The 20,293-nt window shown below is 68.9% G+C and carries 20 protein-coding genes; 14 read left to right on the top strand and 6 right to left on the bottom strand.

The window, feature by feature from the left end:
- Positions 1–106: 106 nt before the first annotated feature.
- From DTS01S_RS00295 to DTS01S_RS00280, 4 genes are read left to right on the top strand one after another with little or no spacing between them, the layout of a single operon-like run.
- Entirely contained in the window at positions 107–1,009 is a 903-nt protein-coding gene (locus DTS01S_RS00295; protein WP_061287124.1) for an alpha/beta hydrolase family protein, read from the top strand.
- A 37-nt stretch (positions 1,010–1,046) separates the two neighbouring features.
- The gene (locus DTS01S_RS00290; protein WP_016446427.1) at positions 1,047–1,877 is read left to right on the top strand and encodes an acyl-CoA thioesterase; all 831 of its coding nucleotides are present in this window, start codon (positions 1,047–1,049) and stop codon (positions 1,875–1,877) included.
- A gap of 16 nt (positions 1,878–1,893) precedes the next feature.
- Positions 1,894–2,688 (top strand): enoyl-CoA hydratase, encoded by a 795-nt coding sequence (locus DTS01S_RS00285; RefSeq protein WP_016446426.1) that lies wholly within the window; start codon positions 1,894–1,896, stop codon positions 2,686–2,688.
- The gene (locus DTS01S_RS00280) at positions 2,682–3,182 is read left to right on the top strand and encodes a thioesterase family protein (protein WP_016446425.1); all 501 of its coding nucleotides are present in this window, start codon (positions 2,682–2,684) and stop codon (positions 3,180–3,182) included. Before DTS01S_RS00285 ends, DTS01S_RS00280 begins: the two co-directional genes overlap by 7 nt.
- Before the next feature lie 41 nt (positions 3,183–3,223).
- On the opposite strand, the gene DTS01S_RS00275 is transcribed toward DTS01S_RS00280, so the two are convergent.
- Both DTS01S_RS00275 and DTS01S_RS00270 read right to left on the bottom strand, forming a co-directional pair.
- A complete protein-coding gene (locus DTS01S_RS00275) occupies positions 3,224–4,603 on the bottom strand; it encodes an MATE family efflux transporter (RefSeq protein ID WP_061287123.1) in 1,380 nt (459 codons plus the stop codon).
- Positions 4,600–5,067 (bottom strand): MarR family winged helix-turn-helix transcriptional regulator, encoded by a 468-nt coding sequence (locus DTS01S_RS00270; protein WP_013804191.1) that lies wholly within the window; start codon positions 5,065–5,067, stop codon positions 4,600–4,602. The genes DTS01S_RS00275 and DTS01S_RS00270 overlap by 4 nt, the downstream gene beginning before the upstream one ends.
- Positions 5,068–5,285: 218 nt before the next feature.
- Between DTS01S_RS00270 and DTS01S_RS00265 the strand changes: the two genes are divergently transcribed.
- Complete coding sequence (locus tag DTS01S_RS00265) at positions 5,286–5,951, top strand: bactofilin family protein (protein WP_016446423.1); 666 nt, start codon at positions 5,286–5,288, stop codon at positions 5,949–5,951.
- Positions 5,952–6,022: 71 nt separating this feature from the next.
- Here the strand turns inward: DTS01S_RS00265 and DTS01S_RS00260 are convergent, their stop codons facing one another.
- On the bottom strand, positions 6,023–6,499 hold the full coding sequence (locus DTS01S_RS00260) for an acyl-CoA thioesterase (protein ID WP_012203278.1): 477 nt from the start codon (positions 6,497–6,499) through the stop codon (positions 6,023–6,025).
- Between the two features lie 41 nt (positions 6,500–6,540).
- On the opposite strand from DTS01S_RS00260, the gene DTS01S_RS00255 reads away from it, so the two are divergent.
- Positions 6,541–8,367, top strand: a complete 1,827-nt coding sequence (locus DTS01S_RS00255; protein WP_016446422.1) for an ABCB family ABC transporter ATP-binding protein/permease — start codon at positions 6,541–6,543, stop codon at positions 8,365–8,367.
- A 44-nt stretch (positions 8,368–8,411) separates the two neighbouring features.
- Here the strand turns inward: DTS01S_RS00255 and DTS01S_RS00250 are convergent, their stop codons facing one another.
- Positions 8,412–10,304 carry a S9 family peptidase gene (locus DTS01S_RS00250; RefSeq protein WP_017405908.1) on the bottom strand — a complete coding sequence of 631 codons (1,893 nt, stop codon included), beginning with the start codon at positions 10,302–10,304 and terminating at the stop codon, positions 8,412–8,414.
- Between the two features lie 231 nt (positions 10,305–10,535).
- On the opposite strand from DTS01S_RS00250, the gene DTS01S_RS00245 reads away from it, so the two are divergent.
- The 7 genes from DTS01S_RS00245 to DTS01S_RS00215 all read left to right on the top strand — a co-directional run bounded on the left by DTS01S_RS00245 (position 10,536) and on the right by DTS01S_RS00215 (position 17,817).
- Positions 10,536–11,294: a GntR family transcriptional regulator gene (locus DTS01S_RS00245; protein ID WP_017405907.1), complete on the top strand. Its 759-nt coding sequence runs from the start codon at positions 10,536–10,538 to the stop codon at positions 11,292–11,294.
- Between the two features lie 127 nt (positions 11,295–11,421).
- A complete protein-coding gene (locus DTS01S_RS00240; RefSeq protein ID WP_017405906.1) occupies positions 11,422–12,513 on the top strand; it encodes an aromatic ring-hydroxylating oxygenase subunit alpha in 1,092 nt (363 codons plus the stop codon).
- A 96-nt stretch (positions 12,514–12,609) separates the two neighbouring features.
- Entirely contained in the window at positions 12,610–13,083 is a 474-nt protein-coding gene (locus DTS01S_RS00235; RefSeq protein WP_016446419.1) for a MarR family winged helix-turn-helix transcriptional regulator, read from the top strand.
- A gap of 254 nt (positions 13,084–13,337) precedes the next feature.
- On the top strand, positions 13,338–14,690 hold the full coding sequence (locus DTS01S_RS00230) for an MFS transporter (protein ID WP_016451801.1): 1,353 nt from the start codon (positions 13,338–13,340) through the stop codon (positions 14,688–14,690).
- A gap of 26 nt (positions 14,691–14,716) precedes the next feature.
- On the top strand, positions 14,717–15,793 hold the full coding sequence (locus DTS01S_RS00225; protein WP_034365056.1) for an aromatic ring-hydroxylating dioxygenase subunit alpha: 1,077 nt from the start codon (positions 14,717–14,719) through the stop codon (positions 15,791–15,793).
- Between the two features lie 34 nt (positions 15,794–15,827).
- Positions 15,828–16,790 carry a PDR/VanB family oxidoreductase gene (locus DTS01S_RS00220; RefSeq protein WP_016451799.1) on the top strand — a complete coding sequence of 321 codons (963 nt, stop codon included), beginning with the start codon at positions 15,828–15,830 and terminating at the stop codon, positions 16,788–16,790.
- A 79-nt stretch (positions 16,791–16,869) separates the two neighbouring features.
- Positions 16,870–17,817: a 2-hydroxyacid dehydrogenase gene (locus tag DTS01S_RS00215; RefSeq protein ID WP_017404541.1), complete on the top strand. Its 948-nt coding sequence runs from the start codon at positions 16,870–16,872 to the stop codon at positions 17,815–17,817.
- An 8-nt stretch (positions 17,818–17,825) separates the two neighbouring features.
- Here DTS01S_RS00215 and DTS01S_RS00210 read toward each other — a convergent pair whose 3' ends face one another.
- Positions 17,826–18,266 carry a hypothetical protein gene (locus tag DTS01S_RS00210; protein ID WP_227469585.1) on the bottom strand — a complete coding sequence of 147 codons (441 nt, stop codon included), beginning with the start codon at positions 18,264–18,266 and terminating at the stop codon, positions 17,826–17,828.
- A gap of 116 nt (positions 18,267–18,382) precedes the next feature.
- Between DTS01S_RS00210 and DTS01S_RS00205 the strand changes: the two genes are divergently transcribed.
- A complete protein-coding gene (locus DTS01S_RS00205) occupies positions 18,383–19,051 on the top strand; it encodes a TetR/AcrR family transcriptional regulator (RefSeq protein WP_026062164.1) in 669 nt (222 codons plus the stop codon).
- A 170-nt stretch (positions 19,052–19,221) separates the two neighbouring features.
- Here the strand turns inward: DTS01S_RS00205 and DTS01S_RS00200 are convergent, their stop codons facing one another.
- On the bottom strand, positions 19,222–20,265 hold the full coding sequence (locus DTS01S_RS00200) for a DctP family TRAP transporter solute-binding subunit (RefSeq protein ID WP_016451795.1): 1,044 nt from the start codon (positions 20,263–20,265) through the stop codon (positions 19,222–19,224).
- Positions 20,266–20,293: the final 28 nt, after the last annotated feature.

The following is a 20,293-nucleotide window of genomic DNA, read 5'->3' as shown; positions in this document are numbered from 1 at the left end:
ACGACACCCTCGGTGCGGGGCGGCCCTTCCTTGGTGTCCCTGGCGTGGGGCCGCGCCGGTTTTTGACTTGGTGTCAGCACATTGCGGCACCGACCAGGAGACAGCCATGGAACAACACCAACTCAGCAGCGATGGCGCCACGCTGGCGCTGCGCGTCTACACGCCCGCTGCCCCGCCGCGCGCCAGCGTGGTCATCGGCGGGGCCATGGGGGTGCGCCAGGCCTTCTACGAGGCCTTTGCCACCTGGCTTGCGGGCCAGGGCTATCGGGTGACCAGCTTTGACTACCGGGGCCATGGCGATTCCCTGCAAGGCTCTTTGCGCCAGGTGCGTGCCGACCTGTGCGACTGGGCGCGCGACTACGAGGCGGTGATCGCCCATGCCAAGGCGCAGCTGCCGGACCAGCCGCTGTTCCTGATCGGCCACAGCCTGGGCGCCCAGCTGCCGGGCCTGCTGCGCTCCCCGCAGCTGGTGGACGGCCTTTTGAGCATTGCGGCCGGCAGCGGCTACTGGCGCGACAATGCGCCCCGCCTCAAGCGCATGGTTCCCTATTTCTGGCATGTGCTGGTGCCCGTGGCCACGCGCCTGTGCGGCTACTTTCCGGGCCGGCGCCTGCGCAAGGTGGGCGACCTGCCGGCCGGCGTCATGCTGCAGTGGCGCCGCTGGTGCCTGAATCCGCGCTACAGCGTGGGTGCCGAGGGCGAGGCCGCCGCGCGCAGCTACGCCGCCGTGCGCTTTCCGGTGATGGCGCTGTCCATGAGCGACGACGAACTCATGACCTGGCGCGGCACCGAGCACCTGTTCGCGCTCTACGCCAATGCCCCCAGCCGCATCGAGCGCATCGAACCCAAGGCCCTGCAGTTGCGGCGCATAGGGCATTTCGGCTTCTTCCGCGCCGATATGCGCGACGCGCTCTGGGGCCGGGCCGTGGACGTGTTCTCGGGCTGGACCAAGGCGCCGGCCGCCGCGGCCCACCCGCGCTTTCCCTCACCCGCAGAGTCGCCGGCTTGACGGACGCGGGCCCCGCTTGCCATCACACTCGTTTGCCATGAGCACAGACATCCATCCTCTCGACCAGGCCGTGGCGCTCACGCCCACCGGCGCCGTGGGCCACTACCAGGGCCAGACCACGCAGGACTACTGGAACATGGTGGGCCCGTACGGCGGCATCACCGCCGCCGCGCTGGTGCGGGCCATCCAGCAGCATCCGCTGTGCCTGGGCGATCCGCTGTCCATCACCGTCAACTACGCGGCCGCGCTGGGCGCGGGGCGCTTCGACATCGAGGCCCGCCCCGTTCGCACCAACCGCTCCACCCAGCACTGGCTGCTGACCATCACCCAGCCCGACCAGGATGGCGATGCCCAGGTCGTCACCACGGCCACGGCCGTCACGGCCGTGCGGCGCAGCACCTGGGGCGGCACCGACCTGGCCATGCCCGAGGTGCCGTCGCCTGCCGCCGTGCCGCGCGTGCCGCCGCTGGGCGGCGTGGAATGGCTCAACCGCTACGACATGCGCTTTCTCGACGGCATCATTCCCCAGACCTGGGATGGCCGCGAGACCGACAGCCTCACGCGCCTGTGGGTGCGCGACGAGCCGCCGCGCGCACTGGATTTTTGCGCGCTGGCCGGCCTGGCTGACGTATTCTTCCCGCGCGTGTGGCTGCGCCGCGCACAGCGCACCCCGGCGGGCACGGTGTCCATCACCGTCTACTTCCATGCGGGGCGCGAGGAACTGGCCGCCGCAGGCACGGGCCACCTGCTGGCCCAGGCGCGCGGCCAGGAATTTCGCAACGGCTTCTTCGACCAGAGCGCCCAGCTGTGGAGCGAGGCCGGCGTGATGCTGGCGAGCAGCCACCAGATCGTGTATTTCAAGGAATAAGCAAGGCAAGACCATCATGAGCGAAACCACCCAGGACATCCTCGTGCACACCGAAGCCGGTGTCTGCACCATCACCTTCAACCGCGCCGACAAGAAGAACTCCATCACCGAGGCCATGTACGCCAGCATGGCCGATGCGCTGGCCCAGGCCGGCGAAGACGCCGCCGTGCGCTGCGTGGTCTTCCAGGGCGACATGGCCATCTTCAGCGCGGGCAACGACATTGCCGACTTCCTCAAGCAGTCGGCCGGCGGCGCCGCCAGGCCGGAGGGCGAGCAGCGCCCCGTCTGGCGCTTCCTGCACAACATCGCCGCCTTTCCCAAGCCCGTGATCGCCGCCGTCTGCGGCCCGGCCGTGGGCATCGGCACCACCTTGCTGCTGCACTGCGACCTGGTCTATGCGGGCGACAACGCGGCCTTCTCGCTGCCCTTCGTGAACCTGGGCCTGTGCCCCGAAGCGGCCTCCAGCCTGCTGCTGCCCCAGATGCTCGGCTACCACCGCGCGGCCGAGGCCCTGCTGCTGGGCGAGCCCTTCCTGGCCGAAGCCGCACTGGAGGTGGGCCTGGTCAACCGCGTCGTGCCGCCCAGCGAATGCAATGCGCTGGCCCAGGCCCAGGCCAGGAAGCTGGCCGCCAAGCCGCTGTCGGCCCTGATCGAGACCAAGCGCCTCATGAAGGCCGGCCAGTCCGGCCTGGTGCGCGAGCGCATGGCCGAGGAGGGAACGAGCTTCGGCAAGCTGATGGGCGGCCCCGCTGCCAAGGAGGCGTTCACCGCGTTCATGGAGAAGCGCAAGCCGGACTTCAGCCAGTGCTGAAATCCACGAAGGCCTCCGGGGCCTCCGAGGCGCCCGTGCAGTTCGAGCCCGAGTTCATCGCCGGGCTGCGCGAAGTGTTCGAGCGCCAGATCGCCTTCAACCAGGTGCTGGGGCTGCGCATCACCGAAGTGCTGCCCGAGCGGGTTGAAGGCCGCATCACCATGCGGCCCGAGCTCATAGGCCACGCCGCCTACCAGCGCATCCACGGCGGCGTGATCAGCGCCGGTCTGGACTCCATGGGCGGCCTGGCCGTCATGGCGGCCATCGGCGCCAAGCACATGGACGATGCGCCGCTGCAGCGCCTGCACCGCTTCTCGCGCCTGGGCACCATCGACCTGCGCGTGGACTACCTGCGCCCCGGCATAGGCAGCGAATTCATCCTGCGCGCCGAGGTGCTGCGGCTGGGTTCGCGCGTGGCCAACACGCGCATGGAATTCCTGGGGGCCGATGGCAGCTTGCTGTCCACGGGGACGGCGGCGTACATCGTTTCTTGATGCATGGCCCGCTGACTGCGGGCCTTCTTTTTTGCGTCTCTTCACCCCCAGCGCGCGCGCCACACGGCCCAGGCCGTGCCTGCGCCATAGGCGGCCATGGCCACGGCGACCAGGATGAACAGCGACTGGGCACTGCCCAGGCCGCTGGACATGAGCCAGCCGCCGCCCACCACCACGATCAGCAGGCGCACCGTGCCGGCCAGCACGGGTGCCCAGACGCGGCCTGCGCCCAGGGAGGCGAAGTACAGCACCAGTCCCAGGCCGAACAGCCCGAAGGCCGGGCCCACGGTGCGCAGGTAGAGGTCGGCGTAGGCGCGCACGGCCGGGTCGCCGGTGAAAATGCCCGACCACAGCTGCGGCCAGACCATGACCACCAGCCCCAGCACGCCCAGCAGGGCCGCAGCCATGGCGCCGCCCGACCAGGCCACGCGGCGCGCGCGGGCCACCTGGCCGGCGCCCATGGCCATGCCCACCATGGGCACGGCGGCCATGCCCACGCCGAAGGCCATGGGGATCAGCAGGAACTCCAGCCGCTGGCCAATGCCGTAGCCGGCCAGTGCCAGCGGGCCCAGGCGGGCGACCATGCCTGTCAGCAGCAGCGCGGCCAGCGCCGTTTGCACGGGGGACAGGCAGGCGAGGGCCCCCACGCGCAGGATGTCGCGGAACATGGGCCAGGCCAGGCGGGGCCTGCGCCAGTCCAGTTGCAGGCGCTGCTGGCCCCATTGCAGATAGGCCAGGAAGACTGCGACGGCCAGTGCCATGGCCACGATGTTGCCCACGGCCACGCCCGGCATGCCCCAGCGCGGCATGGGTCCCAGGCCCAGCCCCAGCGTGCCGCCGACAGCGATCTGCACCAGCGAGGCCGCAAAGATCACGGCCGACGGCATGCGCATATTGCCCGTGCCCCGCACCACCGATGCCAGCGTATTGCACAGCCACACCAGGATGGCGCCGCTGAACAGCACGGCGCCAAAGCCTGTGGCCGCTGCCAGCACCTCGCCGCGCCCGCCCAGCCAGCTGTAGAAGGTGGCGCCGCAGAGCACGAAGATGAGCGAGTACAGCAGGCCTGCGATGGTGCCGATGACGATGGAGTGCAGGGCCAGTGCCGAGGCACGCGCGCCGTCGCCCGCGCCCAGCGCGCGGCTGATGGCCGAGGACACGCCGCTGCCCATGGCACCGTTGCTCATCATCTGCGTGAGCATGGCCAGCGGAAACACCAGGGCCATGGCCGCCAGCGATACGGTTCCCAGCTGCCCCACGTAGTAGGTCTCGGCCACGGCGACCAGCACCGACATGCTCAGCGCCACCATGTTGGGCACGGCCAGGCGCATCAGGGTGGAGGCGATGGGGCCGCTGACCAACGGATGCGCGGACCCGCTGGCCGCAGCGCCAGGGGCTGCGGAGGACAGGGCGGCGCTCATTCCGCGCTCTCCTGCGTGGCGGTTTCCAGCACGGGCAGCATGCCCAGCACCAGGCTTTCCAGCGCGCCGATCTGCTCGCTGCCGCACAGCTCGCGCACGCGCTGCTGGGCCTGGCGCCACAGGGCGGCAGCCTCGCGGATGCGGGCGCGGCCTTCGGGCGTGACCACCACGCAGCGGCTGCGCGCATCCGCGCCGGGAACCAGGTCGATGAAGCCGGCCTGCTGCAGCGTGCGCAGATTGCGCGTCATCGTCGTGCGGTCGGTGTGCAGCTGCTCGGCCAGGGCCGAGACGGTGGGCGGGCCGTCGGGCGCATTGCGCGCCTGCACCAGCAGGCTGAACTGCGTGCCGCGCAGGCCGCTGGGCGCGAGCGTGTCGTCATAGAGCTGGGAGATCTTGCGCGACAGGCTGCGCACCATGAAGCAGGTGCAGACCGGACTGGCGGCGCTTGAGGTGGAGGAGGTCATGGGGCGTGGGGCAGGTGGCCTGGAATGGAAATAAGTGTAGATGCACCTATTGATTTGCGCATGTCCGCTGCGCGACCTGCACATGCGCGGTGTGTGATCGAGAAAGGCTTGCAAGCACATGAAACGGGAGAACCATCTGGTTACTTTTCTTGCGAGATGCCGGCATTTGTTGCCAGTTCGTGTGCGTAGCATCGGATTTTTCCGAAGGAGACCCACCCATGGCTGTTCAGAACCCGTTCTTTGGCAAGCGCGACAACGATGCTTTCACCTCCCGCAACACCCTGGGCAGCGGCATAGGCGCCACCGGTACGGGCGGCAGCCCCTCCGGTGCCGTCACGCCCAGCTCCAGCGTGACAAGTCCGTCGACCGCCCAGCGCCAGGCATCGGCCGTGGCGCAGGACTCCCAGGGCAGCAAGCTCACCGTAGGCCCCAATATCAAGCTCAAGGGCGTGGAGATCACCGACTGCGACACGCTGGTCGTCGAAGGCACGGTGGAAGCCACCATGGACTCGCGCGTGATCCAGATCGCCGAGCAGGGTGCCTTCCACGGCACGGCCGAAATCGACATCGCCGAGATCCATGGCGTGTTCGACGGCACGCTGACCGTGCGCGAGAAGCTGGTCATCTACGGCACGGGCAAGGTCAGCGGCAAGATCCGCTACGGCAAGGTGGTGATCGAAGAGGGCGGCGAGCTCACGGGCCAGATCGAGGCCGGCTCCTCGCCGCGCTCGTCCTCGTCGGGTTCGGCTGTGGCATCCAGCGCCTCCAGCCTGTCTTCCTCGTCGGCCGCCTCCAGCGACAGCGCCGCCAGCAGCTCCGCTGCGCTGGCCGCGGCCAGCGCGGCCGCCTCGCTGCAGCCGCGCGTCACGCCCTCGCTGGCCTGAGCCACCCCTGCGCCGGAAATGAAAAAGCGACCTGCAAAGGTCGCTTTTTTCATGGCTGCAGATGGGCGGGTTCAGCCGGCCTGCTGCTGCTTGCGTTCTGCATTGCGCTCGGCCGCTGCGCGCCAGGAACGCACCTGGTCGTTGTCCGGCAGCGATTGGGGCTTGCCCTGGCCGTCGATGGCCACGTAGGTCAGCAGGGCCTCGGTCACCTTGACGAAGCGGCCCTGGTCGGCAAAGCGCTCGGCATAGACCTCGACATCGACCGTGACCGAGGTGCGGCCCACGCGCTGCACGCTGGAGTAGAACGACAGGATGTCGCCCACGCGCACGGGCTGCTTGAAGATGAACTCGTTCACGGCCACGGTGACCATGCGGCTCTGGCCCAGGCGCGAGGGCAGCACCGAACCTGCCAAGTCAACCTGCGCCATCACCCAGCCGCCGAAGATGTCGCCATTGGCGTTGACATCGGCAGGCATGGGAATGACCTTGAGAACCAGCTCCTTGTCTGCGGGCAAGGGATGGGGCGGGAGGTCTGGGCGGGGTGGCATGGGCACAATCGGGTCAATATAGCAACCGAGAATTGTCTTTCATGCGACGCGAGAGCGCTTCCCCTACGGATTTACCCTTAGTCCCAACCCCGGCACCGTCGCGGGACTGGAACGCGCTGCGGCGCCTGCTGCCCTACCTGTGGCAATACAAGTGGCGCGTGCTGGCGGCGCTGGGCTTCATGATCGGGGCCAAGCTCGCCAACGTGGGCGTGCCGGTGCTGCTCAAGCACCTGGTCGATGCGCTGGATCTGAAGGCCGGCGATGCCCGCGCGGTGCTCGTCGTGCCCGTGGCCCTGCTGCTGGCCTACGGGCTGCTGCGCTTTTCCAGCTCGCTGTTCACCGAGCTGCGCGACCTGGTCTTTGCCAAGGCCACGCAGGGCGCCTCGCGGGCGATTGCGCTGTCCACCTTCGAGCACCTGCATGCGCTGAGCCTGCGCTTTCACCTGGAGCGCCAGACCGGCGGCATGACGCGCGACATCGAGCGCGGCGTGCGCAGCACCGAGTCGCTGATCTCGTATTCGCTCTACAGCATCCTGCCCACCTTCATCGAGATGGCGCTGGTGCTGGGCATCCTGGCGCTGCGCTTCGACATCTGGTTCGCGGCCATCACGCTGGCGGCGCTGGTGTTCTACATCACGTTCACGGTCACGGTGACCGAGTGGCGCACGCGCTTTCGGCGCGAGGCCAATGCCCAGGAGTCGGCGGCCCACACCAAGGCCATCGACTCGCTGCTGAACTACGAGACCGTCAAGTACTTCGGCAACGAGGGCTTCGAGGCGCGGCGCTACGACGAGAACCTGGAGGCGCTGCGCCGCGTTCGCCTCAAGAGCCAGAGCACGCTGAGCCTGCTCAACTGCGGGCAGCAGCTGATCATCGCCACGGCCCTGGTCGCCATCCTCTGGCGGGCCACGCAGGGCGTGGTGGATGGCCGCCTGTCGCTGGGCGACCTGGTCATGGTCAACGCCTTCATGATCCAGCTCTACATCCCGCTGGGCTTTCTGGGCGTGATCTACCGCGAGATCAAGCAGAGCCTGACCGACCTGGAGCGCATGTTCACCCTCATGGACAAGGAACGCGAGGTGGCCGACGCGCCCGGCGCCCAGCCGCTGCAGACCCATGGCGCACCGCCCGAGCTGCGCTTCGAGCATGTGGACTTTGCCTATGACCCCGAGCGGCCCATCCTCAAGGACGTGAGCTTCACCATTCCCGCCGGCAAGACCGTGGCCGTGGTCGGCCCTTCGGGCTCGGGCAAGAGCACGCTGGCGCGGCTGATCTTCCGCTTCTACGACGTGCAGTCCGGCCATGTGCGCATCGCCGGGCACGACCTGCGCGAGCTGACCCAGGACAGCGTGCGCGGCGCCGTGGGCATCGTGCCGCAGGACACGGTGCTGTTCAACGACACGGTGGAATACAACATCGCCTACGGCCGCCCTGGCGCCAGCCGCGAGCAGGTGGTGGCGGCCGCGCGCGCCGCGCGCATCCACGACTTCATCGAGGCCACGCCCCAGGGCTATGCCACGCGCGTGGGCGAGCGCGGCCTGAAGCTGTCGGGCGGCGAAAAGCAGCGGGTGGCGATTGCGCGCACCCTGCTCAAGGACCCGCCCATCCTGATCTTCGACGAGGCGACGTCGGCGCTGGACTCGGCCAACGAGCGCGCCATCCAGGCCGAGCTGCAAAGCGCCGCGCGCAACAAGACGGCGCTGGTGATTGCCCACCGCCTGTCCACCGTGGTCGATGCGCACGAGATCCTGGTCATGGAGGCGGGCCGCATCGTCGAGCGCGGCACCCACGCCCAGCTGGTCGCGGCGGGCGGGCGCTATGCGGACATGTGGGCGCTGCAGCAAAGCGGGGAGCCCGCCGTGCTGTAGCGCGGGGCGGCCGAGGGACCGGGCGGCCGGGTGCCTGGACGGCTTCAGGGCTTGAGGTGCGTGACCAGGAACTGCTCCATGGCCTCGTAGAACTCGAACTTGTTCTCGTCGTTGTGAAAGCCGTGGCCCTCGTTGTCCTTGACCATGTACTGCACCTCGACGCCGCGCTCGCGCAGCGCCTTCACCACCTGGTCGCTCTCGTCCTTGTTCACGCGCGGATCGCGCGCGCCCTGGGCGATGAACAGCGGCGCCTTGATGCGGTCCACATGCAGGGCCGGCGAGGTGGCGGCCAGGCGCTCCCTGTCGCGCTCGGGATCGCCCACCATGGCGTGCATCTGGTCCAGCAGCGGCTTCCAGTAGGGTGGAATGGTCTTCATGAAGGTGAACAGGTTGGACACGCCCACATAGTCCACGGCCGCCGCATACAGGTCGGGCGTGAAGGCCACGCCGGCCAGCGTGGCATAGCCGCCATAGCTGCCGCCGTAGATGCCGATGCGCGCAGGGTCGGCAATGCCCTGGTCGATCAGCCAGTGCACGCCGTCGGTGATGTCGTCCTGCATCTTCAGGCCCCATTGGCCGAATCCCGCTTCCCAGAACGCGCGGCCATAGCCCGTGGAGCCCCGGAAGTTCACCTGCAGCACGCAGAACCCCCGGTTGGCGAGGAACTGCACCTCGGGGTTGTAGCCCCAGCCGTCGCGGGCCCAGGGGCCGCCGTGCGGGTTGATGATGCAGGCCAGGTTCCTGGGCTCGCGGCCGGCCGGCAGGGTCAGGTAGCCGTGGATGGTCAGGCCGTCGCGGCTGGTGTAGCTGACGGGCTGCACGCGCGACATGGCGGACTCGGGGATGGCCGGGTTGATGTCGGCCAGCTTGGTCAGCGCGTCGGCGGCCGCGTCGTAGATGTAGCGCGCGCCCGGCGTGCGGTCGTTGAAGGCGGCGACGATGAACTTGTCCTCGGCGCGGTTGGCGCCCTGGATGGCGAAGTCGTAGCCCGGCAACTGCGCAGCCAGCCGGCCGTAGAGGGCTTCGGTCTCGGCATCGAAGAAGCGGTACTGCGGCTTGTCGGTCTGGTAGGCGGCCAGGGTGAGCACGCGGCGCTTGCGCGAATAGGCCGCCGCGCCCAGATCGACTTCCTCGGGCACGAAGATTTCTTCTTCCTCGTCGGGCCGGGCCGGGTCGATGACCACCAGGGCCAGCTTGTCGCGGCCCCGGTTGGACAGGGCGTAGAGCTTTTGGTCGTCGAAGGTGAAGAAGGCCGGGCTGACGCTGGTGCGGTAGTCGGTGGTGATCAGGGGCTGGAACTCGCCGGCCTCGTCGTCGCGGTAGAGCAGGGCGCTGTTCAGGCCGTCGCTGGCCACGGCGGCCCGCACGCGGCCTGCGTGGTCGGTCTGCCAGCCGACGATGTTGCCGGGGTTCTGCGCCACCAGTTGCGCCGCGCCCGTATGCACGTTCACGCGGTATACGTCGAAGACCTCGGCATCGCGCCGGTTGTGGCTGATCAGCACATGGTCGGGGTCGTCTTCCAGGTCGTCCTCGATGCTGGCGCGCACGCCTTCCCAGGGCGTCAGGTCGGTGGCTTCGCCGCTGCGCGCGTTGACTGCCAGCACATGGAAGTTCTCGTCGCCGCCGAAGTCCTTCTGGTAGAGCACTACATCCGGGCCCTTCCAGAAGAAGTTGCTGATGTCGCGCTCGGTCTCGCCGGTGAGCCGGCGCACCTCGCCCACGGGTGCGCTGCCGTCCAGCGCCTGCACATGGATGTTCATGCGCGCCGGATGGCCGTCCACGCTGACGGGCTGCATGAAGCCCAGCATGCTTCCGTCATCGGCCAGGCGGAAGAAGCCGCGCTCCGGATTGCGGAAGAAGTCCTTGATCGGATAGGCCTGCGGAGCCTGCGCATCGGCGCTGGCATCCCGTGCCAGGTTGAGGATGTGGGCGGCCATGGCGGGGTGTCGGGAAAACGTCGGCAAGGGTGACCTCCTGGGTTGCAGCGGCAGGGGAAAAAGGGAGCCGGCCATGATGCCATGGCGATGTATACAAACAGGCGGGCCACTGTCTTTGATGGGATTGGTTGTATACATTTGATTGGTGTTTTCCCGTGTTTTTGCGGAAAAATGCACCCATGGATCGCCTTGGATGTATACATTCACGCCATTCCATCCAGACAAAGCCCCATGAGCCCCCAGCTTGCCCCCGCCGCCTCCGAAGCGGAAAGCCATTCCCAGGTCATCAAGGCCCAGCTGCAACTGCGCGAGATGATTCTTGCGGGCGAGTTGCCCGCAGGCGAGCGCATCGCCGAGCTGACCGTGGTGCAGCGCCTGGGCATCTCGCGCACGCCGGTGCGCGCCGCGCTGATGCGGCTGGAGCAGGAAGGCCTGCTCGAAGCCATGGCCGGCGGGCGCGGCTACCGCGTGCGGCTGTTCTCCGAGGCCGATGTGGCCGATGCCATCGAGCTGCGCGGCACGCTGGAAGGCCTGGCCGCGCGCTGGGCGGCCGAGCGCGGCGTGGCCGAGCCGCTGCTGGCGCAGGCCGGCCGCTGCCTGGACGCCATCGACCGTGTGCTTGAGACGCCCGACTGGGGCGATGAGGCCTTCTCGCGCTATGTGGCGCTGAACTCCGAATTCCACGACCTGCTGCATTCCATGGCCGGCAGCAGCGTCATGCAGCGCGAGCTGGAGCGCGTGGTGCGCATGCCCTTCGCCTCGCCTTCGGGCTTTGTGCTGGCGCGGGCCGAATCCCCGCGTGCGCGCCACAGCCTGTTGGTGGCCCAGGACCAGCACCGCCAGGTGCTGGACGCCATTGCCGCGCGCGAGGGCGCCCGGGCCGAGGCGCTGATGAAGGAGCACTCGCGCATCGCGCGCCGCAACCTGCGCGAAGCCGTGAGCGAGCCCGGCAGCCATGCGGTTCCTGGCGTGCAGTTGATCCGAGCCTGATTCGAGTCTGACCCGCGCTTGATCTGCGCTTGATCTGCCCTTGATGTGCGCCGGCGGCCTCGGCCGCCTGCGCCCCAGCCACCGCAGCGCCAAGGACTGCGGACCCCACCCATAAAGGAGACCCCCCATGAGCACATTCCCCAAGAACACCTGGTACGTGGCCGCCACGTCCGACGAGATCCAGGACAAGCCGCTGGGCCGTCGCATCTGCGGCGAGCGCATCGCCTTCTACCGCGCGCAGCACGGCGTTGCCGCCGTGGAGGATTTCTGCCCGCACCGCGGCGCGCCCCTGTCGCTGGGCTTTGTCTGCGAAGGCAAGCTGGTCTGCGGCTACCACGGGCTGGAGATGGGCTGCGACGGCAAGACCATTGCCATGCCGGGCCAGCGCGTGCGCGGCTTCCCCGAGATCCGCAGCTATCCCGTCGAGGAACGCCACGGCTTCATCTGGGTCTGGCCCGGCGACAAGGCGCTGGCCGATGCCGCGCTCATCCCGAAGCTGCCCTGGCACGACAACCCCGAATGGGCCTATGGCGGCGGCATGTTCCACATCCAGGCCGACTACCGGCTGATGATCGACAACCTCATGGACCTGACGCACGAGACCTATGTGCACGCCAGCTCCATCGGCCAGGCCGAGATCGACGAGACGCCCTGCAAGACCGAGACGCGCGGCGAGGGCGCCGATGTCGAGGTGGTCACCAGCCGCTTCATGAACGACATTCCCGCCCCCCCGTTCTGGAAGATGGCGCTGCGCAGCAACGGCCTGGCCGACGATGTGCCCGTGGACCGCTGGCAGGTCTGCCGCTTCACCCCGCCCAGCCATGTGCTGATCGAGGTCGGCGTGGCCCACGCAGGCCACGGCGGCTACGACGCGCCCGACGAGCACAAGGTCTACAGCATGGTGGTGGACTTCATCACGCCGGAGACCGAGGAGTCCATGTGGTACTTCTGGGGCATGGCGCGCCGCTTCAATCCGGGCGATGCCGAAGTCACCGACCGCATACGCGAGGGCCAGCACAAGATCTTCAGCGAAGACCTGCAGATGCTGGAGCTGCAGCAGCGCAACCTCAGTGCCCACCCCGACCGCAAGCTGCTCAAGCTCAACATCGATGCGGGCGGCGTGCAGTCGCGCAAGGTCATCGACAAATGGATTGCGCAGGAACAGCAGGCGGCGGCGGTGGCCGCAGCAGCGGCCCAGCCTGCCGCCGTGGTGGCCTGAGGCCGGCCATGGCCCGGCGCGCATCCAGGACCGGCGCCGGGGATGGGGTAATCTCGGCGGGCTTCAACCCCAGGGCCGCAAGGCCTGCCGCCACCGATGGTCCACTCCGCCTCCGATCCGCTTTCCATCGACCTCTACGACCAGCCGGGCCACCTGATCCGGCGCGCGCAGCAGATCGCGGCGCAGCTGTTCCGCGACGTGCTGGGGCCGGACGTGACGCCCGTGCAGTACGCCATCCTGCGCATGCTGCAGGAAAAACCGGGCATCGACCAGGTAACGCTGGCGCGGCTGGTGGCGCTGGACAACTCCACCACGGCCGACATCGCGGCGCGACTGGAGGCCAAGGGCTGGGTGCTGCGCGAGATCCTGCCCCGGCGCCAGCGGCGCCTGACGCTCACGGCCGAGGGCGAGGCCATGCTGGGCGGCTTCGTGCCGAATGTGCACGAACTGCACAACCGCATGCTGGCCGCGCTGGAGCCCGAGGAGCAGGCCGAGTTCAAGCGCCTGCTGCGCAAGTTCGTGCAGTTGCACGACGCACGCGACGCCCTCGACGCTTCCTCATCCGACTGACAGCGGCCCGGCCGCCTCCGCGTCCGAGACTGCGCGGCCCCGCCTGATCGGGGAAATCCCGGTATCTGGCGCCGATTTTCATTCAGTAAACTGAATCACATTCAGCATACGTAATGATGTGTTGAGAACACAAGAAAGCTCCCACAGAGCTTCAACCCAAGGAGACCCACGATGACTGCCTCTACCCCTGTTCCATGGCTGCAGCGGCCTTGCGCCGCCGCATCGTCCAACTGCCCGTTGCGGGAGCTGCGGCCATGAGCGCCGACCTGCGTGCAAGCGTCGACCAGCGGCCCATGACGCGCTTCCAGTGGTCGGTCATAGCCCTGTGCATGGTGCTCAACATGATCGACGGCTTCGACGTCCTGGTCATGGCGTTCACGGCCTCTGCCGTGTCGGCGCACTGGCAGCTCAGCGGCGCCCAGCTGGGCTTTCTGCTCAGTGCGGGCCTGTTCGGCATGGCGGGCGGATCGCTGTTGATCGCGCCCTGGGCCGACCGGCTGGGCCGCCGGCCGCTGATCCTGGCCTGCCTGGCCCTCTCGGGCGTGGGCATGCTGGGCTCGGCCTTCAGCCAGAGCGCCACGCAGCTGGCGGCGCTGCGCGTGCTCACGGGCCTGGGCGTGGGCGGCATCCTGGCCTGCAGCAACGTGATCGCCAGCGAATACGCCTCGCAGCGCTGGCGCAGCCTGGCCGTCACCCTGCAGTCCACGGGCTACGCGCTGGGCGCCAGCATTGGCGGCTCCATCGCGGTGTGGCTGCTGGGGCGCCATGACTGGCGCGCGGTCTTCCTGTTCGGCGGCTGCGTGACGCTGGGCGTGCTGGTCCTGGCCTGGTGGCGACTGCCCGAATCCATGGACTTCCTGCTGGCGCGGCGCCCGGCCGGCGCGCTGCAGCGGCTCAACGCCCTGGTCGGGCGGCTGGGCCTGCCCGCATTGGCTGCGCTGCCGCCTGCCGCGCCCGCATCGGCGGGGCCGGCGCGGCGGGGCCCGCTGCAGCTGTTCGCGCCGGGCCTGCGCCGGCCCACGCTGCTGGTCTGGCTGTCGTTCTTCGCGGTGATGTTCGGCTTTTACTTCGTCATGAGCTGGACGCCCAAGCTGCTGGCCGCCTCGGGCCTCACGCCCGAGCAGGGCGTGACCGGCGGTGTGCTGCTGAGCCTGGGCGGCATCCTGGGCGCCACCTTGCTGGGCCTGCTGGCGGCGCGCTATCCCGTGCACCGCGCGCTGGCCGGCTTCATGCTGGCCACGGCCGTGCTGCTGTGCTTCATCGTGAGCAATCCGGGCTCGCTGCTGCTGTCGTATGCGCTGGCTTTTCTGATCGGCGTCTTCGTCAACGGCTGCGTGGCCGGGCTCTATGCCATCGCGCCCATGGTCTATGGCGGCGAGGTGCGCGTGACCGGCGTGGGCTGGGGCATAGGCATAGGGCGCATCGGCGCCATCGTCTCGCCCATGGTCGCGGGCTCGCTGCTGGACGCCGCGTGGTCGCCCAGCCAGCTCTATGTGGGCTATGGCCTGGCCTTCGTGTTCGCGGCCTGCATCGTGTCGCTGCACCGGCTGCAGGGGCCCGAAGCCGGCAGGCCCGCAGCCACGGGCCGCACGCTGTCGGCGCATTGAGCGCTTGCAGACAAGAAGGAGAACCCATGACCGAATGCACCACCATTGCACCTGCCTCCACGCCTGCCTTCCCGCTGGACCAGTGGTATGTCGCCGGCTTTGCCTGGGAGCTGCAGGACGCGCCACTGGCACGCACCCTGCTGGGCCGGCCCGTCGTGCTGTTTCGCACGCCCGATGGCAGCGTCGCCGCGCTGGAGGACCGCTGCTGCCACCGCGAACTGCCGCTGTCCTGCGGCACGGTGGAGGCGCGCGGCCTGCGCTGCGGCTACCACGGCCTGCTGTTCGACCGCGCCGGCCAGTGCCTGGAGATTCCGGGCCAGCAGCGCATACCGCCCAAGGCCTGCGTCAAGTCCTTCGACCTGCGCGAGCGTGACCAGATCCTCTGGATCTGGATGGGTGCCACGCCCGATTCCGTGCCCGCGCAGGAGCCGCCCGCCTATCCCGTGCACGGCGATGCGCGCTACCGCTTCGGCGGCGATGTCTACCACTACGACGCGCCCTACCAGCTCATCCACGACAACCTGCTGGACCTCAGCCACCTGGGCTATGTGCACCTCAAGACCATTGGCGGCAATGCCGGCATCCACATGAATGCGGAGCTGCAGGTCCGCCAGGACGGGGACAGCGTCACCGTGCTGCGCTGGATGCCCGACTCCGACCCGCCGCCCACCTATGCGGCGGCCTGGCCGTTCGCGGGCCGCATCGACCGCTGGCAGGAGGTGGAGTTCCATCCCTCGCACGTGTGCATCTGGACCGGCGCCATGGACGCAGGCAGCGGCCGGCTCGACGATCCGCAGCGCGAGGGCTTTCACATGCGGGGATTTCACGGCGTGACGCCGGAGACCGAGCATTCGGCCCACTACTTCTGGACCATTGCCACCAACCCGCATCCCGACATGCAGGACACCACGCGCCTGGTGATCGACCAGACGGCTGCCACCTTCGAGGAGGACAAGGTCGTCATCGAGGCCCAGTTCCGCAACCAGCAGCGCTTTGGCGCGCGCCCCGTCATCGACATCCACGTGGACGCCGGCCCCAACCGCGCGCGCCGCGTGATCAGCCGGCTGCGCGAGGCCAGCGCCCGTGCGCTGGCGGCGGCCTGATTTTCCGAACCCATCCCTTTCCGCTTTTTTCCCCATGCAAGCCAACCCCATCCTCCAGGTGCGCGTCGCGCGCAAATGCGCCGAGGCGCAGGACATCTGCAGCCTTGAACTCGTGCCGCTGGACGGCGAAAGCCTGCCCGCCTTCACGGCCGGCTCGCACATCGACCTGCACCTGCCCGGCGGCCTGGTGCGCCAGTACTCGCTGTGCAACGACCCGCAGGACACGGGCCGCTACGTGGTCGGCGTGCTGCGCGAGGCCGCCTCGCGCGGCGGCTCGGCCGCCGTGCACGAACAGGTGCAGGAAGGCCAGCAGATCGCCATCGGCGCACCGCGCAACCACTTCGCGCTGCATGCGGGTGGCCCTGCGCGGCACCTGCTGCTGGCCGGCGGCATAGGCATCACGCCCGTGCTGGCCATGGCGCGCCAGCTGGCGCGCGAGGGTGCCGACTTCGAACTGCACTACTGCGCGCGTTCGCGCGAGCGCATGGCCTTCACGGCCCTGCTGCAGTCCATGCCCTGGGCCGACCGCGTGCACCTGCATGTGGATGGCGAGGGCGCGCTCGACATGGCGCAGCTCCTCGGCGCCCCGCAGGCGGGCCTGCACCTGTATGTCTGTGGCCCACGCGGCTTCATGGACGCGGCCCTGGGCATGGCTCGCGCATCGGGCTGGAGCGAGGACCGCCTGCACTACGAATTCTTTGCAGGCGAGGCCGTGCAGCGCGAGGGCGATGCCGGGTTCGAGATCGAGATCGCCAGCACCGGCCAGGTGGTGCGCGTGGCGCCCGAGCAGACCGTGGTCCAGGCGCTGGCCGGCATCGGCGTGGAGGTGCAGACCTCGTGCGAGCAGGGCGTGTGCGGCACCTGCCTCACGCGTGTGCTCTCGGGCGAGCCCGAGCACCGCGACATGTACCTGACCGAGGACGAGCAGGCCGCCTGCGACCAGTTCCTGCCCTGCTGCTCGCGCGCGAAATCCGCCCGGCTGGTGCTGGACCTGTAGCGCTGGACCCGGCCGGCCGGCGCACAATGAGGTTTTCCCCCAAGGCCCGCCCTGTGGCGGCGGGCGCCGCCTTCCTGCCATGCAACCTGCCCTGCTCGTCCTCAACTTCAATACCGAGGCCCATCTGCGCCAGATGGCCCAGGCCTTTCCCTCCTTCGAACTGCTCTACGCGCCCGACGCCGCCCAGTGCGAGGCCGCCATCGCCGAGCACGGCACGCGCATACAGGCCGTGCTGACCATAGGCTCCATCGGCCTGTCGGCCGCGCAGATGCAGCGCATGCCCGCCCTCAGGCTGGTCTGCGCGCTGGGCGCGGGCTACGAGAACATCGATGTCGCCCATGCGCAGGCCCACGGCATTGCCGTGGGCAACGGCGCAGGCACCAATGACGACTGCGTGGCCGACCATGCCATGGGCCTGCTGATCGCCTCCGTGCGCGGCCTGGTGCGCCTGGACCGCGCCACGCGCGACGGCGTCTGGCGCACCGCCATGCCGCTGCCGCCCAATGTCTCGCACAAGCGCCTGGGCATCCTGGGCATGGGCGCCATCGGCGCCAAGATCGCCCAGCGCGCGCTGGGCTTCGAGATGGAGATCGGCTACCACAACCGCAGCCCGCGCAGCGGGCTGCCCCACCGCTACTTCGGCGACCTGCTGTCCCTGGCGCAATGGGCCGATGTGCTGCTGGTCGCCACGCCGGGCGGCCCGGGTACGCGCCATCTCGTCAACGCCCAGGTGCTGGACGCACTGGGCCCGCAGGGCCACCTGGTCAATATCGCGCGCGGCAGCGTGGTCGATACCGCCGCCCTGGCCGCCGCTGTGCGCGAAGGCCGCCTTGCCGGCGCGGGCCTGGATGTCTACGAAAGCGAACCTGCGCCACCGGCCGAACTGCTGGACCTGGACGCCGTGGTGCTCACGCCCCATGTGGGCGGCTGGTCGCCCGAAGCCGTGCAGGCCTCGGTGGACCGTTTCATCGCCAACATGCGCTGCCACCTGGAAGGCCGCCCGCTGGTCTCGCCGGTCACGGCCTGAGGCTGGATTCAGCCCTGTGCCATCCCGGCAGCTGCTGCCAGGTGCAGCAGCCCCATGACCAGGCAGAGGGCCGAGGACACATGCCAGAAGCGGTCGCTGTTGTCCGGAAAGCGTGGTTTCAACCACGGATAGGCCACGGCCCGCGCCACCAGCACCAGGCCGGCCCCGGCCAGCACCAGGCGCATGAAGGGCAGGGGACCCAGCAGGCCCGCGCCTGCCAGCGCATACCCTGCCAGCAGCGACAGCACCACGCCGATGGCCGCCGACACCAGCGGCGGGTACCAGTGCCCGGCCTCGGCCATGCGCGCCATGCGCTCGCCGGCACCCATGAGCCGCAGCCCACGTCCCCCCCAGACGATGCAGGCGAAGTGGGCCAGCGCGGCCGCCGTGTCGAACAGGGCGGCGGCCAGGGCCAGCAGTTGCACGCCCTTCACGGCAGGGCTTCCCACGCGCCGGTGTGCTGATGGTTCTTCATGGTGTATTCCTTGGGATTTGCTGCAATGGCCGGCCACTGTAGTGCTTAAACTCCGGGCAGAAAACTCGCCTTGTGCTCAGGTTTTGCCGCATGCCCTCCCATACCTCCGCTACCACTGAATCCCAGAGAAGAAGACAGCCCGTGCAGGCCCGTGCGCAGCGCACGCTGGAGGCCATTCTTCAGGCAGCAGCTCAGATTCTGGTCAAGGAGGGCGAAGCCGCGCTCACCACCAATCGCATTGCCGAGCGCGCAGGCGTCTCCATCGGCACGCTCTACCAGTACTTCCCCGACAAGCAGGCCGTCTTGCGCGCCATGGTCGATGGCCAGCGCCGTGCGGCCGTCGCGGCCATCGAGGCCTGGCTGGAGCAGGCGTCGGAGCAGGGCCTGCCGCGCGAGGCCGTGGCGCGCGGCGTGGTCGCCTGCATCGTCGAGGGCTTTGCGGGCCGCACGCCTGCGCGGCGCAAGCTGGCGCGCTTTGCCTGGCGCCAGGATGGTGACGAGCGCATTGCCCTGTCCATGCGCGAGACCGCAGAGCGCATGGCCGCCCACCTGCAGCGCTGGGGCGGCCCCTCGCTGTCCTATGCGCGCCTTTACGTGGCCACGCGGGCCGTGCTGGGCACGGTGCGCTTTGCCTCGCTGGAGGCTTCGCCGCTGATCGCCTCGGGCGCACTGGAGGAGCTGCTGTGCGAGATGGGGGCAGATATGTTGCTGGGTGGCGCGACGGACGCGGGAGCCGCTGCCCGTGCCCCTGCCCCATAGGCAGCAGGGGCTGTGCCTGTGCCATTTCGCTGGACCGGCTTCGCAGCAAGGCATGCCTTGATGGGCGGGCTGAAGTCCTGGTCGCCCTTGCGAAGCAGGATGGCGAAAAAAAGGCCCCGCAGAGCGGGGCCTTTTGCTTCTACCGGAGTGTGCGATCAACCGATAGCATTCTAACGAGTTCGCGCGGCAATGGCTTTCTCCGCCACATCCACCAGGTCGGCGCCGACCTGCTGCTTCCACTTGTCGTAGACGGGGCGCGTGGCCTTGACGAAGGCTTCGCGCTCGGCCGGCGTGAGCTGGGTCACGGTCACGCCGTTGGCGGCCAGGTCCTTGAGCAGGGGCTTGTCGGCCTCGATCATGCCCTTGCGCGCGATCACGACCTGCTCCTTGGCGGCGTCCACGGCGGCCTGGCGCACGATGTCCTGGTCTTCCTTGGTCCAGGTGGCCCAGATGTCCTTGTTGACCACGAAGATCAGCGGATCGTTGATGTAGCCCCACAGCGTCAGATGCTTCTGGCCCACGGACTGCAGCTTGGCGGCCATGTAGACCGAGACGGGGTTTTCCTGGCCGTCCACGGCGCCGCTGGCCATGGCGGGCTGGGCATCGGCCCAGCTCATCTGCGTGGGGTTGGCGCCCAGCGCGGTGAAGGTGTCCAGGAACAGCGGCGAGCCCACGACGCGGATCTTCAGGCCCTTGAGGTCGGCAGGGGTCTTGATGGCGTGCTTGGAGTTGCTGATCTCGCGGTAGCCGTTCTCGCCCCAGGCCAGCGGCACCACGCCGGCCTTGTCCAGGCGCTGGAACAGGCGCTTGCCGGGCTCGCCATGCGTGAGCGCGTCGGCGGCCGCGTAGTCGGGCATCAGGAAGGGCAGGGCGAACAGGTTCAGCTCCTTGATCTGGGGCGACCAGTTCAGCGTGGAGCCCACGGCCATGTCGATCACGCCCTGGCGCAGCGCGCTGAATTCGCGCGTCTGGTCGCCCTGGATCAGGGACACGCCCGGGTAGAGCTTGATGTTGATGCGGCCGTTGGTGCGCTCGCGCACCTTGTTGGCCCAGATCTCGCCGCCCTTGCCCCAGGGAAAGGCCGTGCCCAGCACCAGCGACATGCGGTACTCGCTCTTGTACTTGGCCGGAGTCTGCGCCACTGCGGGAGCGGACGAAAGGGCCAGGGCCGCCGCTGCGGCCAGGCCGCTGGCGAGGAAAGTGCGAAGTTTCATTGCGAAGGTCTCCTTGTTGAATTTTTGG

It is taken from the genome of Delftia tsuruhatensis NBRC 16741 (genome assembly GCF_001571325.1).
GTDB classification, from domain to species: domain Bacteria; phylum Pseudomonadota; class Gammaproteobacteria; order Burkholderiales; family Burkholderiaceae_C; genus Comamonas; species Comamonas tsuruhatensis.
This window is presented reverse-complemented; position numbering and strand designations above follow the sequence as displayed.